Raw genomic sequence first — 15,419 nt, forward strand, 5'->3', positions numbered from 1 at the left:
AAGGCAGAAACTTGATTCTACTTCTTTCATTCTTTTTATTTAAATTTTTCTATCGTTCATACTCATCCTGTAACCAAGGAAAAGATTATGGTATACTTATTAAGAAATCTTCAGAGAGAGGTGAGGTTTATGATGTCTTTTCAACTTAGTCAATTATTTGATTTAAATTATTGGCGGCAATTGATCTCATCTGATTTCTTGTCCCGTGATTATATTATTAATGTTATAGATATTTTGGTAGTATGGTACCTTGTCTACAAATTGATCATGCTCGTTAGGGGAACAAAAGCCGTCCAGCTGTTAAAAGGGGTCGCTGTTTTTATTGTGATCCGAATATTAAGTGAAATTATTGGTCTACATACATTATCTTGGCTGATGAACCAAGTAATTATGTATGGTGTAATTGCTGCTGTTGTGATTTTTCAACCAGAAGTTCGGCGAGGCTTAGAACATCTCGGTAGAAGCTCATTCTTCCGTACAACTAGGTCAGAGCAACAAGAAGATGAAAAAATGATTCTCTCCTTCGACAAAGCCATTCAGTATATGTCGAAACGGAAGATTGGTGCTTTGATCACAATAGAAAGAAATACTGGTTTAGATGAATACATTGAAACGGGTATTCCTTTAGATGCCGACATTACTGGAGAATTATTGATCAATATTTTTATTCCGAATACGCCACTACATGACGGTGCTGTAATCGTAAAACAAGGGAAAATTGCTGTAGCAAGTGCCTATCTGCCTTTATCAGAAAGTAACTTGATTCCCAAAGAATTCGGTACCCGACATAGAGCAGCTGTTGGTATTAGTGAAGTAAGTGATGCTGTGACGATCATTGTGTCAGAAGAAACAGGAGACGTCAGTCTGACGCTAAACAATGATTTGATTCCTAGACTGACACAGGAAGAGTACCTAAAAATCCTTAGAGCAGAATTAGTACCAAAAGAAGAAAACAAAGATAAAAAAAATCTTTTGCAACACTTTCTTGACGGTGTATCGAAAGGGGCGAAAAAGAAATGAAAAAGCCCTCCCAAAGCAATTGGTTTTCAGGATTATTAGCATTACTGTTTGCCTTGTTGCTATTTTTCAATGCTAATTCATCTGGGAATATATCGAATATGTCTGGTACAAACCAAGTTTATGATGAAATGCTTTATAATATACCGGTTCAAGTAGAGTATGATCAAGCCAAATATTTTGTTTCTGGTTATGAAGAAACCGTGAACGTCCATTTAAGCAGCGCAAATCGAATTCAATTGAATTTAGAATCAAATGAAGATACTAGAAATTTTCAAGTAGTTGCTGATTTAACTAAAACACCGCTTGGTACTTCGGAAATTCAATTAAGAGTTAAAGGATTAAGTACAGCTGTAACTGCTGAGATCGAACCAAAAACAATCACTGTAACAGTTGAGAAAAAAGTAACAAAATCATTTGACGTAGAGGCCCAATTGCCAGAATCAATCGAAGCTGAAGGCTATAAAGTAGAGAAAATTTCAGTAAGTCCTAAAACAGTGGAAATCACGACGGGAGAAGAGACGGCTAAAGCAATCTCTCGTGTCATTGCTCCACTATCAAATGTCAAACAATCTGTTGATACAATCAAACAAACGGTCAACGTCCAAGCAATTGATAGTAAAGGACAAGTGTTAAGTATTGAAAATCCGGCGCCTCAAGTAAAAGTTGTCGTTGACTTAACATTACCTTCAAAAGAAGTTGGACTGACAATCAGCCCAACAGGATCACCGCCTTCAGGTGTTGAGCATTTTACATTTAATCTTTCGGAGCAAAAAGTTGAAATTAGAGGGACAAAATCAGTTTTAGACGCAATCGATACAATAGAATTACCTGTTGATGTGACGAATATAAAGTCATCAACTAAACAAAAAATAAAGATTCCAACAAACTCAGAGTACATTGTTTCACCTGAGGAAGTAGAAGTGACAATCAATCCAGTCTTTGCTGGTTCCGATACAAGTTACTCTGAAACGACCGGACAAAGCACGACAACATCTTATTCAAGTCAAGTGTTGCCACCACCGTTACCGTCCAGTGAAAGACCGATAAGTTCTTCAAGTACAACAAGTTCGTCAAGTTCGACAAGTACTGAGAGTACTACCGAAGATAATCTAGAAAACGGGAGTAGTTCAGTTCCTGCAAGTTAAAGTAGATTGACCTAAGAAAATCAGTTATTCCTATGTGGGTTACTTAGTAGAATAACGGATGATATCTTAGTAAGTAGAAGGAGAGTTATGATGGGTAAATATTTTGGAACAGATGGTGTTAGAGGAATTGCAAATAAGGAACTAACACCAGAATTAGCATTTAAATTGGGCCGTTTCGGCGGATATGTATTAAGTCAACATGAAGATTCTACACGCCGACCAAGAGTTTTAGTAGGACGTGACACACGTATTTCAGGTCAGTTACTAGAGCAAGCCTTAATTTCAGGACTTTTGTCTGTAGGAATCGAAGTATTTCAATTAGGCGTTATTTCAACACCAGGAGTTGCTTACTTAACAAGATTACAAAAAGCATCGGCCGGTGTCATGATTTCAGCTTCTCATAATCCAGCAGAAGATAACGGCATTAAGTTCTTTGGTTCAGATGGATTTAAATTAGTAGATGATCAAGAACTTGAAATTGAAGCATTACTAGATGCACCAGAAGACAATTTACCTCGTCCTTCTGCTGAAGGCTTAGGTACGTTAGATGAATTTCCAGAAGGATTATTGAAATACTCTCAATTCTTAGTACAAACAATTCCAGGAGATTTATCTGGTTTGACTGTTTGTATTGATGCGGCAAATGGAGCAACAGCAACTTCTGTCAATCGTTTATTCGCAGATTTAGAAACTGATTTTTATACAATGGGGACAAGTCCTAATGGGTTGAACATCAATGATGGTGTTGGCTCTACTCATCCTGAAAAATTAGCTGAAATGGTTGTTGAAAAAGGTGCTGACGCAGGGCTTGCATTTGATGGTGACGGTGATCGAATCATTGCAGTTGATGAGTTAGGGAATATTGTTGATGGAGATAAGATCATGTTTATCTGTGCAAAATACCTTGCTGAAAAGAACCGTTTGAAAAAAGATACGATCGTTACAACCGTTATGAGTAATCTAGGTTTCAGAAAAGCGGTAGAAGCAGCTGGAATGAAAGACGTGATCACTCAAGTTGGGGATCGTTATGTTGTTGAAGAAATGCGTAAAAATGATTATAATTTTGGTGGAGAACAATCAGGACATATGATTTTCTTGGATTACAATACAACTGGTGATGGGATGCTTTCAGGTATTCAGTTATTGAATGTCATGAAACAAACAGGGAAAAAATTATCTGAGTTAGCTTCAGAGTTGACTGTTTATCCACAAAAATTAGTGAATATTCGGGTAACAGATAAACATGGGGCAATGGATGTTCCTGCAATCAAAGAAGTTGTTGAATTAATGGAAGCAGAAATGAATGGCGATGGCCGTATTTTAGTTCGTCCTTCTGGGACAGAGCCTTTATTACGTGTGATGGCTGAAGCTCCAACACAAGAAAAAGTGGATTACTATGTAGATAAAATTGCTGATGTCGTGAAATCTGAGATTGGTATAGGCTAATAAAAAATGATTGGAATGACCTGTATGCATGGAAACATGTATACGGGTTATTTTTCTGGTCGAAAAAACGAATAATGATTGGTATATCTTGATGATTGTTCGATAATATTATTGACAGAATAAACAGAAAAAGGTACTATGTTTGAGAATTGATAGGGAAATAAATCAGGATACAGCCTATTTTTTCACAAAAAATGATAGATAGAAATAGTCAGAGAGGAGCAATAAGATGGGAAACCATTTAGTTTTGCAAACAGATTTTGGACTTGGCGACGGGGCAGTAAGTGCGATGTATGGTGTCGCTCATATGGTAAGTGATGAGATCATCATTGGCGATTTGACCCATGAAATTCCTCCTTATGATATTTGGGCGGCGTCTTATCGTCTGTATCAAACAGTAAAATATTGGCCCAAAGGAACTGTTTTTGTTTCTGTTGTTGATCCTGGTGTAGGAAGTACAAGGCGAAGTATCGTAGCAAAAACCAAGTCTGGACATTATATCATTACGCCGGATAATGGATCTTTAACACATATTTCCCATTATCAAGGAATCAAAGAGATACGGTCGATCGATGAAGTAACAAGCCGCTTACCTCATTCAGAAGAAAGTCACACGTTTCATGGCAGGGATATTTATGCTTATAATGGGGCGCGTTTGGCTAGTGGTGAGATTTCGTTTGAAGAACTTGGCAGTATTGTTGGGATCGATTCCATCAAAGTATTGCCATTGATCGAAGCGAAGCATAATGAACATATTTTAGAAGGAAGTATTGATGTTTTAGATATTCGTTTTGGTTCTTTATGGACAAATATTCCCTTGGCATTTATGAAAGATGAAAAGATTATGCATGGGGATCAATTACAAGTAACAATTTATCATCAAGGGAAAAAAGTGTACCAAAATATTATGAAATTTGCTAAATCTTTCGCAGATGTGAATATTGGTGAACCTTTAGTTTATGTGAATTCATTGGTAAATATTGGGGTAGCAGTCAATCAGGATTCGTTTTCTAAACTGTATCATATTGGTACGGGAACAGACTGGACGATCCAGTTAAGAAAAGCACCGAAGATCATTTTTGAATAGGAGTGGGAAATATGAAAAAAGATTTTTCAGTAAAAACAATTGTAGCAATCGGCATTGGATCAGCGGTGTTTGTTATTTTAGGTCGATTTGTGGTGATTCCAACAGGATTTCCCAATACAAACTTAGAAACAGCTTATCCGTTTTTAGCACTAATTTCTGTTATTTTTGGACCTGTTGCAGGCGGTTTGATTGGCCTAATTGGTCATACGCTAAAAGATTTTACAACGTATGGCAGTGCATGGTGGAGTTGGATCATTTGTTCTGGTATTATAGGAGTGATCTATGGTTTTGCAGGGAGAAAAATCGATCTTCAACATGGCGAATTCAATAAAAAAGACATTATTTATTTTAATATTTATCAAGTGATTGGAAATGTTGTAGTTTGGGGTTTGATTGCACCGACATTAGATGTGTTGATTTACAGTGAACCAGCTAGTAAAGTATACACACAAGGCGTGATTGCTGTTGTATTAAACATTATTGCAGTAGGGATCATCGGAACATTGTTGATGGCAGCTTATGCTGCTACGCGAACTAAAAAAGGGAGTTTAACAAAAGATTGATTATGTAGTAAAATGAAACTAGTACAAATATAATTTCTGAAATAAAATTAAGGGCGAGAAAAAGCAAGCTTGATTTTCAAAGCGTACCAGCCTTTTCTTGTTCTTTTTTACATAGAATGAGGGAGCGTCATCGATGAAAAAACCACTGATAACTTTTGACAATTTTACTTTCCAATATCATAGTCAGGCGGAACCTACATTACACACTATTGATTTAACGATCTATGAAGGGGAGAAAGTCTTGATCGTAGGGCCGAGCGGTAGTGGTAAATCGACTTTTGCACAATGTATCAATGGATTGATTCCTTATAGCTATGAAGGGGAAATAACAGGAAATGTAACGATCCGTGATAAAGAATTAACAAAGACCAGTCTATTTGATTTATCTTTTGACGTTGGAACAGTTTTACAAGATACAGATGGTCAGTTTATCGGATTAACAGTGGGAGAAGATGTTGCGTTTGCTTTAGAAAATGATGAAGTATCGCAAAGTAAGATGAAAGAGGAAGTCGATCATTGGACTAAAATCGTTGAATTGAATGATTTTTTACAGCATCGACCACAAGATTTGTCTGGCGGACAAAAACAGAGAGTATCGATGGCTGGTGTTTTGATAGATGAGGCACCGATTTTGGTATTTGATGAGCCACTAGCTAATCTTGATCCTAAAGCAGGCAAAGAAACGATTGGGTTGATTGAAGAAATCCATCAAAAGACGAAAACCACTATTTTGATTATTGAGCATCGCTTAGAAGATGTTTTATATCGTTCTGTGGATCGTGTGATCGTGTTTAATGATGGACGAGTTGTCGCAGATTTACCAGCAGATGAGCTACTAAAAACGAATATATTATCGGAACAAGGGATTCGAGAACCTCTTTATATAACAGCGATGAAATATGCTGGCGTGGATTTAGAAACGGTTGAGCATTTAGCTGACATTGAAAAAGTTCAAGCACCAAACTTGAAAGTACAAATGGAAAAATGGATGAACAAACAATCTCAAGCGATAGCGCAAGAAACGTTACAACCATTATTGGAATTGGAAAATATTACGTACCAATATAACCGAAATGATCGATCTGTTCTAAAGGATGTTTCGGTTACATTCAATCGTGGAGAAATGCTGAGCATTGTTGGGAAAAATGGTGCCGGTAAATCCACTTTAAGTAAAGCTATTTGTGGATTTGTTACACCGCAATCAGGAAAAATGAGTTGGTTAGGACAAGATTTTACTCAGTTTTCTATTAAAGAACGAGCAGATAAGATTGGCTTTGTCATGCAAAATCCTAATCAAATGATTTCAAAGAAAATGATTTTTGACGAAGTTGCTTTAGGTTTGATCTTGAAAGGAACGCCAAAAGCAGAGATAAGCGAACGTGTTGAACATGTTTTAAAAATATGTGGTCTATATTCGTTTCGTCATTGGCCGATTTCAGCACTTAGTTTTGGTCAAAAAAAACGAGTCACGATTGCGGCAATTTTAGTTTTAGAACCTGAAATGATTATTTTAGATGAACCAACAGCAGGTCAAGATTTTAAGCATTATACTGAAATGATGACCTTTTTAGAAAAGCTAAATGACTTGGGTGTAACAATTGCTATGATTACTCATGATATGCATTTAATGTTGGAATATACAAATCGTGCAATTGTTTTGTATGATGGCAAAATTCTCGCAGATACAACACCAGTTAAAGTGTTGACGGATTCTCAATTAGTGGAACGTGCTTCATTGAAAGAAACAAGTTTATTTACTTTTGCGCAACATCTAGGTATGAAAGAGCCGTTTTTGTTTACAGAAAGCTTTATGGCTTATGATCAGGAGGTGCGTTTGAAATGAATGAACATCAAATGTTAGGCTATATTCCTGATAGTACAATGATTCATAAATTGAATGGAACGGCTAAATTGATTTTTTTGATTCTGTTGTCGGTTGCTTGTATGACAACGTATGATACCCGTTTCTTGATGGGGATGACGCTATTTTCATTGGTTTTATTTAAGCTATCACACATTAAGTGGCACCAAATTTCATTTGTTGTAAAATTTATTTTTGTGTTTTCGTTACTGAACATTATTGCGGTGTATCTATTTTCGCCCGAATATGGAGTAGATTTATACCATTCTAGAACCGTCATTTGGGAAGGGATAGGTCGTTTTACATTAACACAAGAGCAACTGTTTTATGAATTTAATTTAGTTTTAAAATATTTTTGTACGATACCGTTGGTGCTGATTTTTCTATTGACGACCAACCCAAGTGAGTTTGCGTCCAGTTTAAATCGGATCGGTGTTAGCTATAAAATCAGTTATGCTGTAGCATTGGCCATTCGGTATATTCCAGATATTCAAGAAGATTTTGTCAATATCTCTTTAGCACAGCAAGCACGTGGCTTTGAGATGTCTAAAAAAGGTAAACTAACACAACGATTGAAAGGAACAGCCCAAATTGTTTTTCCATTGATACTCTCTAGCTTAGATCGAATTGAAACAATCAGCACAGCGATGGAATTGCGTCGTTTTGGGGAAAAAAAGAAAAGAACATGGTATGCTGAACGACCTTTTCATACCTCTGATTTTATTGTTATTGGATTCGCTATTTTATTGACTGTTTTAAGTTTTGCTTTATTCAAAGTCAATGGCGGTAGATTTTATAATCCTTTTAATTAACACTATTTGAAGAGATTGTGGCGAGAATCGTTGCTTTTGCTCCAATGTTTTATTCGAATTCTATATGGTTGGGATATGACTCGCAGAGTTATGGCCCAATCATTTTTTTATCTTTTTTTTGACTAGACCAATTTAGAGTTTTTGATAAAAGTGTTGACACATATATAGGGTTCGTTGTATGATTAATCCAGTTTCTATTTGAAAAAATATAAAGGAGGTTGGTTAGACCAATATGGAATAGCGCCAGGCCTGAGTATTCAGGTGACGAGGAAAGAGCTTATCGAAAGATTCGGCGGATAGCTCTAGGGACTGCACTCTATAAGTTGGAAAGAAAAAATAATTGCAAAATTATAACAAAAATTCAACTATGCAGAATAGAAACCTATGATAAAGATTTGGGGAAATAGAATGTGCTTGGAATAAAAAATACGAAGTCTGTTAAATAAAAATGACGAAAACATATTTTTTATCGATCCGCTTCTTTTTTCTTGAGCAATGACCTAAGACAATTGAGAAAGTAGGAAATGAATAGTATGTGTGGAATCGTAGGAATTATTGGTAAAGAGAATGCAACAGATATTTTAGTCCAAGGATTAGAAAAATTGGAATATAGAGGATATGATTCTGCTGGAATTTTTGTAACTGGAAAAAATACAGAAGATCATTTAGTAAAATCGTTAGGAAGAATCGCTGATCTACAGCGTAAACTCAGCCCAGAAGTTCAAGGTACAGTGGGAATTGGCCATACACGTTGGGCAACTCATGGAAAACCAAGTGAAAGAAATGCCCATCCTCATACATCAAGCAATCACCAATTTATTTTGGTACACAATGGTGTGATCGAAAATTTTGATGAAATAAAACAGGAATTTCTTCAAAATAAGCAACTGGAGGGCGAGACTGATACGGAAATCGCGGTTCATTTGATCGAGTATTTTGCAGAAGCTGGAATGACAACCAAAGAAGCGTTTAAAAAAGCTTTAACAGTGATTAAAGGCTCGTATGCATTTGCGTTGATCGACAAAATTAATCCAGATACAATTTATGTCGCTAAAAATAAAAGTCCATTATTGATTGGTTTAGGTGATGGGTTTAATGTTATTTGTAGTGATGCGATGGCGATGCTTGCGGAAACAAATCATTTTGTTGAAATTGCGGACGGTGAAATAGTGATCGTCAAAGCTGATAAGATAGAGATCGAAGATGAACAAGGTAATTTAGTTTATCGTGAGTCATATGAAGCTCAATTAGATTTAAGTGACATTGAAAAAGGGACATATCCGTATTATATGCTAAAAGAAATTGATGATCAGCCAACGGTTATGCGCCGAATTAGTCAGGAGTATACGAATACACTTGGCGATGCTGTAATTGATGAAAAAATCATCGAAAAAATAACGGACAGTGATCGTATCTATATCGTTGCTTGTGGGACTAGCTATAATGCTGGTTGGGTTGGCAAAGCACTTCTTGAAAGGATGACTCATATACCAGTTGAAGTTCATCTTTCAAGTGAATTTGGCTATAATATGCCGTTATTATCTGAAAAACCATTTTTTATTTTCTTAAGTCAAAGTGGAGAAACAGCTGACAGTCGTCAGGTATTGGTGCAAACCAATGAACTTGGTTTGCCATCACTGACACTAACAAATGTAGCCGGATCTACTTTATCTAGAGAAGCCGACTATACATTACTTCTTCATGCAGGACCGGAAATTGCTGTTGCTTCAACAAAAGCTTATACTGCACAAATTGCTGTTTTAGCAGTTCTTGCCAAAGCAGTGGGAGATAATAAAGGAAATCAGTCATCGTTAGACTTTGACATCGCTCATGAATTAAGTGTGATTGCAGCGGTTATGGAAACGATCATTGATGAAAAAATGGTTATCAGCCAATTAGTAGAAGACTATCTATCAACGACGAGAAATGCTTTTTATATTGGACGAGGTGTGGATTACTACGTATCAATGGAAGCTTCATTGAAGTTAAAAGAAATTTCATACATTCAAGCTGAAGGTTTTGCAGCTGGGGAGTTAAAGCATGGTACGATTGCACTGATTGAAGAAGGAACACCCGTTTTTGGTGTAATTACGGATCAAAAAACAGCGGCACATACTCGTGGAAATTTAAAAGAAGTTGAAAGTCGCGGCGCTCATAATTTTGTAATTGCCTTAGCATCATTAGCTAAAGTGACCGATCAATTGATCATACCAGATGTGTATCCATTACTAAGTCCTTTAGTTAGTATTATCCCGACACAATTGATTGCTTACTTTGCCACATTGCAAAGAGGCTATGATGTAGATAAACCACGTAATTTAGCCAAAAGTGTTACGGTAGAATAAAAACGAAAAGAAGTTGAGATACTAACTTTTAGAGTTAGAGTCCAACTTCTTTTTTCTAATTTATTGGTATTTTAACGTAAAATGTTGTTCCACTCTTTTTATCACTACTGACATCTAAAGCAAAAAGATGTCGTTCAGCGATTTCTTTAGCAATTGCTAAACCTAATCCTGTACCATCTATTTGATCATTCGAACGAGCTTGACGGAAACGTTGGAAGATTTCTTTTTGTTCTTTTGGAGAGATATAGGAGTCAGGATTATGAATGCTGATGACCATGTTGTTTGTTTCTACTTTAGACTGAATAGATATAATGGCTTGATTTGGCGAAAATTTGAGTGCATTTTCGATCAAAATAACAAAAAGTTGGCGAATCCTGCCGTAATCACCATTGACAATAATAGGTCGACCTACTAAATCTTCCAATAGTAATTCTTGGTCTTTTTCTGATGATTTCAAACGCAAACTTCTTAAACTATCTGATAAAATATCGTTGATCGAAACTGGTTCCATTGTAATGCTAAATTCAGGATTTTCTAGTCTGGATAGTTCTAACAAATCATTGATTAACCGTTCTAAAACAATAGACTCTGCTAAAAGCTGCTGATAATACTGTTCAATTTTTTCTGGTTGATCGATCACCCCGTCATTTAGTGATTCAAGAGACCCACGAATGACGGTTACAGGTGTTCGTAATTCATGAGAAATTGTGGATAGAAAATTTTTCTGAGCCTGTTCGCGATTTTCCCGTTGAGACTTGGCTATAGCAAGACGGTTCTTTAAAATAGTTAATTTTTCTCCCAATTGTCCTATTTCATCATTGGTATCAACGTTTAGTGTATCATCATAGTTTTCGATAACAAGTTCTTCTGTGAAGTGACTCATTTTATTGATTGGTGCTATAAATTTTTTCGATAAAAGGATTGACAGTAAAAGTCCAATAATCCAAGCGATTATAATACTGATAAATAGCAATAAAAACCCTTGATTTTCCTCTTTATGAACACTAGAAATCGCTGAATGAAGTAAAACAACGGCTAGAACATCGCCACTGCTATTTTTAATTGGTGCACCTACTGTAACGGTTGGTTCTCCAATAAAGTTGCTGAAGGCATTGCTAGTAGTCGTTTTACCATTATAGACTTTCTTGATGACATCCTGTGCATTGTCGGGTAATTCCTCATATTCTTTGCTGTGCATGCCGTGACCTACAGTGATGGTATCAGCATTTTCATCAACGATCCAAATATCATCTATTCCGAATTGATCCATAAATTTAAGGAACGAAGAATACCCCATACCCATTTTCATTGAGGTGCGAGAACCCATCATACCATGCATAGAACTGCTATTGTCCGTTGTTTCTTCTTCCGTAAAATAATCATTTAAAGCTTCTGCGATAACTGTTGCACGCCGAGTCATTTCTTCGGTATGGATAGTAACCGTTTGTCTGGAAAATAATGTACTAAATGCGACACAGATCACCAATGAAAAAAGAAACAACGTAAGTGAAAAGTAAAGGATGAGTTTTCTAGTTAGTTTATTTTTCATTTTTACCCTCAAATTTATACCCTTGGCCCCAAACTGTGGTGATTTCCCAGTTTGAATGAGCGACTTCGTCTAATTTTGCCCGTAAACGTTTGATATGAGTATCCACAGTTCTCGCATCACCAAAATAATCGATGCCCCATAAACTGTCCAACAAATTATCTCTTGAAAATACTTTTTCTCGGTTATCTAAGAGTAACCACAGCAGTTCTAATTCCCTTTTTGTTAACATAATTTCTTGTTGTGCAATCGTGACTTTCTTTTCTTCTAAGTAAACGATCAAGTTATCATAAGTCAGTTGCTTCATTGTAAGCTGATTTTCATCTGTTCGTTCGATTCGTCTTAGAATTGCCCGAATTCGTGCCATCACTTCACTTGGGGAAAATGGTTTTACAATATAATCATCTGCTCCGATATCTAATCCCATGATGCGATGATAGTCTTCACCTTTGGCTGTGACCATGATGATCGGCACATCTGATGTTTCTCGTATCTTTTTACAAACATCGAATCCATCGAGTTTTGGAAGCATGACGTCTAATAAAATCAATTCGATCGTATGGCTAAAAAATGCATCAAGGGCTGCTTGTCCATCGGAAGCAACGATTGGCGAAAATCCTTCTTTTATAACATATTCTTTTAAAACTTCTGTAATTTGTGAATGATCATCAACAATCAAAATAGTTTTCATGAAATATCCTCCTAGTTCATTCTTTTATTATAGTCAATAATTATCTATTTTGGGAATTTATTTTCGACACATATTTGACACAATTATTCATTAAACTAAAGGAAAGTTAATGATATGTTATTGAGCTTCGCAGGCTAGCTCTTCGGAAAAAAGATAAAATCTGATTGTGGCAAAGAGCGCCACCCTCCTATTTTCCTATTTTTCTGTCAGAGCCGTACGAGCCTGATCAGCTTTTATATTATTGAGCTTCGCAGGCTAGCTCTTCGGAAAAAAGATAAAATCTGATTGTGGCAAAGAGCGCCACCTTTCTATTTTCCTATTTCTCTGTCAGAGCTGTACGAGCCTGATCAGCTTTTATGTTATTGAGCTTCGCAGGCTAGCTCTTCGGAAAAAAGATAAAATCTGATTGTGGCAAAGAGCGCCACCTTTCTATTTTCTTATTTTTCTGTCAGAGCCGTACGAGCCTGATCAGCTTTAAAATTAGGAGGAATCAAGAAATGAAAAAGATAATTAGTGGATTATTTGTAGCAGTGTTTGTAGGAGGATTAAGTTTTGTTACTGTTAGTGAGGCAGTTAAAAGTCCAAATTCTAACCATAGGTATGATAAAAAAATTGAACTAGAGCAGGAAATGGATGCAGATGAATTGAAGAAAAAAGAAGAGAACGAAATTAAAAAAAATAAAGAGGAATCTAGGGAATATTTCTATAGTAGAAAAGAAAATCATCGTGGAAATTATAGGGGAGAGATGAGACAAAGACATCATGGTGAAATGAATAATTCTTGTTGGTAAGACGTGAAAAAGTGCTGAATAAAAAAATATTCCCCTATCTGAGAGATAGAGGGAACACAAATCAAATTACACACAATAATAAAATACCATACTTTCTCATAATTCTCAACAATTTCGATTTTTAGATAAAAAAATGAGAGATTTTAGATAGGAAAGATATTTTAGTAATGAGATTCTGTTTTCCTTTAAAATAGTTAGAAAAAATCATTGCTTTCGAAAAAGAAGCAATGATTTTTTCGGTAGTTCTATTTTATAAAACTTTTACAGCAAAGTCAGGAGAATAAGAAGCAATTGTTGCGACTTGTACAACATCGCCTGGAACAGGTGCATGAATGTATGAACCATCACCAGTCGAAATCCCTACGTGGTAAGTTCCGCCATGACTGCCCCAAAAAACTAAATCCCCAGCTTGGGCTTCTGCTACTGAAATTGTAACCCCAGCTGTTTCTTGGTCAACAGTGGTTCGACCGATAGTACGTCCAGCAGAGGCAAAAGCGACTTGAACTAAGCCTGAGCAATCAAATGCGTCAGGACCTGCTGCGCCGTAAACATATGGTTTACCTAAATGCGTTTTTGCTGCAGCGACGATAGCTGAACGTGTATCTGGTTGTTTTGCTTGCTCTGCTTTTTGTTTACTGACTTGAGCGATTTTTTCAGATAGCTGAGTTTCTTGTTTAGATCTTTCTGACTCTTGCTTTGAAATACTTTTGCTGTCTGATTCGAGTGAAAGTCGTTTTTGCTTTAATTCCGTTAATTGTGATTTTTTCTCGGTTGCGGAATTTTCTTTGACAGTTAGCGGTGAAAAGTGTGCCTTAAGTATCACGGTATGGTCATTATCAGGTTCTGATGTTTCAGAAATCGTACCAATTGGTTCAAGTTTCTCTAATTGATCAAGGTCGACTTGGATTTTTTGGATTTTTTTCTCTACGGTAGAAAGCTGATTATTATTCTCGATTTTTTGTTCTGATAATTTCTGTTTGGTTTCTTTTAATTGCGCTAATTTTTGTGAAGATTCGGTAATCATGTTTTCTTGCTCGGATGCTTCCGTAGACGTTGCAAAAGCATGGTCACTGAGTAATAAACCAGCAGAAAGCGTTAAACAGCCGAGAAATAATTTGGTTATGAATTTATTTTTTTTCAAAAAAACTCTCCTTATGTATTCAATTTTTATATTAATTCGTCAAGATTACTTAAAATATTCTTTTACTATTTTAAGACCAGTTAACATTTAAACATAATAAGCATAAAAAGTATGTAAAAGGTGGGTTAAATGTTTGTTTCCTGATTTACAAAAAAAGTACTTTTATTTCAATTAGGCAGATTGCTGTAATATAAGTAAGATTAGATTTCAATAATGTCTGTTTTTGAAATTTTATACTGCTGAAAACCAATTTCTTTATGTGGTAACACACGCTTCTTTTTTATTGACTATCTTTTTTCCTGATTTTGATTTAAAATAGTTCATACAGTAAAAGAGCATGAACATGTGGAAAATGGGGGCAGGGCAATGAAAAAGGAAACAGTGTTTGAAATCACGCATCAATCGATTTTAGAAACCGCTAAGGAGCTTTTTTTAACAAACGGGTATAAAAATACGTCTACTCGTGACATTGCTAAGGCTGTAAATATCACACAGCCGGCTTTGTACTATCATTTTTCAAATAAAGAAGTTTTGTTTATTGAAATCAACAAACAAATTGGCAGTCAGCTGAAACATGAAATGGGACAAATACAAGATGAGCCTGATTCACTTGAAAACAAATTGATAAAATGTACGAATGCATTGCTGAATGTTTACCATAGAGATATTTTTTCGTTTATCCATCAAAGCGCCGCTGAGATGGAACAAGAAAATAAACAGCAATTGTTTTATATACTGAATGACTATTATTTAAAACCATTACAAGCTATTTTCGAAACTAGTCAAACACCCTTAAACACTATGGTATCATCGAAAAAGGCCGCCCAGTTTTATCTTATGAGCCTGTCGTTATTATTTTCAACGATCCACCAAATTTCTACAGAAAAAGAGCGTTCAGAACAGATTTCTGAACTGATGAGTATGGTTTTGCATGGTGTTTTATCTTAAAGAATTAAAATGTTTTTTATCAA

Annotated in this window: 13 protein-coding genes; 10 read left to right on the plus strand and 3 right to left on the minus strand. The window is 35.9% G+C overall.

Annotation, left to right across the window (positions count from 1 at the left end):
• The first annotated feature begins 132 nt into the window (after positions 1-132).
• The 8 genes from cdaA (at position 133) to glmS (ending at position 10,279) form a co-directional block, all read left to right on the plus strand.
• Positions 133-1,020, plus strand: coding sequence for a diadenylate cyclase CdaA (gene cdaA / locus I583_RS02395; RefSeq protein WP_016249893.1), 888 nt, complete (start codon positions 133-135; stop codon positions 1,018-1,020).
• The gene (locus I583_RS02400) at positions 1,017-2,165 is read left to right on the plus strand and encodes a CdaR family protein (protein ID WP_010762962.1); all 1,149 of its coding nucleotides are present in this window, start codon (positions 1,017-1,019) and stop codon (positions 2,163-2,165) included. The genes cdaA and I583_RS02400 overlap by 4 nt, the downstream gene beginning before the upstream one ends.
• 90 nt (positions 2,166-2,255) lie before the next feature.
• On the plus strand, positions 2,256-3,611 hold the full coding sequence (gene glmM / locus I583_RS02405) for a phosphoglucosamine mutase (RefSeq protein ID WP_010762963.1): 1,356 nt from the start codon (positions 2,256-2,258) through the stop codon (positions 3,609-3,611).
• Positions 3,612-3,840: 229 nt separating this feature from the next.
• Entirely contained in the window at positions 3,841-4,698 is an 858-nt protein-coding gene (locus tag I583_RS02410) for an SAM hydrolase/SAM-dependent halogenase family protein (RefSeq protein ID WP_010762964.1), read from the plus strand.
• Positions 4,699-4,709: 11 nt separating this feature from the next.
• Positions 4,710-5,261, plus strand: a complete 552-nt coding sequence (locus tag I583_RS02415; protein WP_010762965.1) for an ECF-type riboflavin transporter substrate-binding protein — start codon at positions 4,710-4,712, stop codon at positions 5,259-5,261.
• Positions 5,262-5,394: 133 nt separating this feature from the next.
• On the plus strand, positions 5,395-7,104 hold the full coding sequence (locus I583_RS02420) for an ABC transporter ATP-binding protein (protein ID WP_010762966.1): 1,710 nt from the start codon (positions 5,395-5,397) through the stop codon (positions 7,102-7,104).
• Positions 7,101-7,934 (plus strand): energy-coupling factor transporter transmembrane component T family protein, encoded by an 834-nt coding sequence (locus I583_RS02425; RefSeq protein ID WP_010762967.1) that lies wholly within the window; start codon positions 7,101-7,103, stop codon positions 7,932-7,934. The genes I583_RS02420 and I583_RS02425 overlap by 4 nt, the downstream gene beginning before the upstream one ends.
• 533 nt (positions 7,935-8,467) lie before the next feature.
• Positions 8,468-10,279: a glutamine--fructose-6-phosphate transaminase (isomerizing) gene (gene glmS, locus I583_RS02435; RefSeq protein WP_010762968.1), complete on the plus strand. Its 1,812-nt coding sequence runs from the start codon at positions 8,468-8,470 to the stop codon at positions 10,277-10,279.
• A gap of 55 nt (positions 10,280-10,334) precedes the next feature.
• Here glmS and I583_RS02440 read toward each other — a convergent pair whose 3' ends face one another.
• Positions 10,335-11,828, minus strand: coding sequence for a HAMP domain-containing sensor histidine kinase (locus I583_RS02440; protein ID WP_010762969.1), 1,494 nt, complete (start codon positions 11,826-11,828; stop codon positions 10,335-10,337).
• Positions 11,818-12,516, minus strand: coding sequence for a response regulator transcription factor (locus I583_RS02445; RefSeq protein ID WP_010762970.1), 699 nt, complete (start codon positions 12,514-12,516; stop codon positions 11,818-11,820). The genes I583_RS02440 and I583_RS02445 overlap by 11 nt, the downstream gene beginning before the upstream one ends.
• 497 nt (positions 12,517-13,013) lie before the next feature.
• Between I583_RS02445 and I583_RS02450 the strand changes: the two genes are divergently transcribed.
• A complete protein-coding gene (locus I583_RS02450; RefSeq protein WP_010762971.1) occupies positions 13,014-13,307 on the plus strand; it encodes a hypothetical protein in 294 nt (97 codons plus the stop codon).
• Between the two features lie 250 nt (positions 13,308-13,557).
• On the opposite strand, the gene I583_RS02455 is transcribed toward I583_RS02450, so the two are convergent.
• Positions 13,558-14,448: a C40 family peptidase gene (locus tag I583_RS02455; RefSeq protein WP_010762972.1), complete on the minus strand. Its 891-nt coding sequence runs from the start codon at positions 14,446-14,448 to the stop codon at positions 13,558-13,560.
• Between the two features lie 366 nt (positions 14,449-14,814).
• Between I583_RS02455 and I583_RS02460 the strand changes: the two genes are divergently transcribed.
• Entirely contained in the window at positions 14,815-15,396 is a 582-nt protein-coding gene (locus I583_RS02460; RefSeq protein ID WP_010762973.1) for a TetR/AcrR family transcriptional regulator, read from the plus strand.
• Positions 15,397-15,419: the final 23 nt, after the last annotated feature.

It is taken from the genome of Enterococcus haemoperoxidus ATCC BAA-382 (assembly GCF_000407165.1).
GTDB lineage: Bacteria > Bacillota > Bacilli > Lactobacillales > Enterococcaceae > Enterococcus_L > Enterococcus_L haemoperoxidus.

Coding starts and splice junctions, on each gene's coding strand:
- cdaA (WP_016249893.1), top strand. CDS start 133: ATGTCTTTTCAACTTAGTCAATTATTTGATTTAAATTATTGGCGGCAA.
- I583_RS02400 (WP_010762962.1), top strand. CDS start 1,017: ATGAAAAAGCCCTCCCAAAGCAATTGGTTTTCAGGATTATTAGCATTA.
- glmM (WP_010762963.1), top strand. CDS start 2,256: ATGGGTAAATATTTTGGAACAGATGGTGTTAGAGGAATTGCAAATAAG.
- I583_RS02410 (WP_010762964.1), top strand. CDS start 3,841: ATGGGAAACCATTTAGTTTTGCAAACAGATTTTGGACTTGGCGACGGG.
- I583_RS02415 (WP_010762965.1), top strand. CDS start 4,710: ATGAAAAAAGATTTTTCAGTAAAAACAATTGTAGCAATCGGCATTGGA.
- I583_RS02420 (WP_010762966.1), top strand. CDS start 5,395: ATGAAAAAACCACTGATAACTTTTGACAATTTTACTTTCCAATATCAT.
- I583_RS02425 (WP_010762967.1), top strand. CDS start 7,101: ATGAATGAACATCAAATGTTAGGCTATATTCCTGATAGTACAATGATT.
- glmS (WP_010762968.1), top strand. CDS start 8,468: ATGTGTGGAATCGTAGGAATTATTGGTAAAGAGAATGCAACAGATATT.
- I583_RS02440 (WP_010762969.1), bottom strand. CDS start 11,828: ATGAAAAATAAACTAACTAGAAAACTCATCCTTTACTTTTCACTTACG.
- I583_RS02445 (WP_010762970.1), bottom strand. CDS start 12,516: ATGAAAACTATTTTGATTGTTGATGATCATTCACAAATTACAGAAGTT.
- I583_RS02450 (WP_010762971.1), top strand. CDS start 13,014: ATGAAAAAGATAATTAGTGGATTATTTGTAGCAGTGTTTGTAGGAGGA.
- I583_RS02460 (WP_010762973.1), top strand. CDS start 14,815: ATGAAAAAGGAAACAGTGTTTGAAATCACGCATCAATCGATTTTAGAA.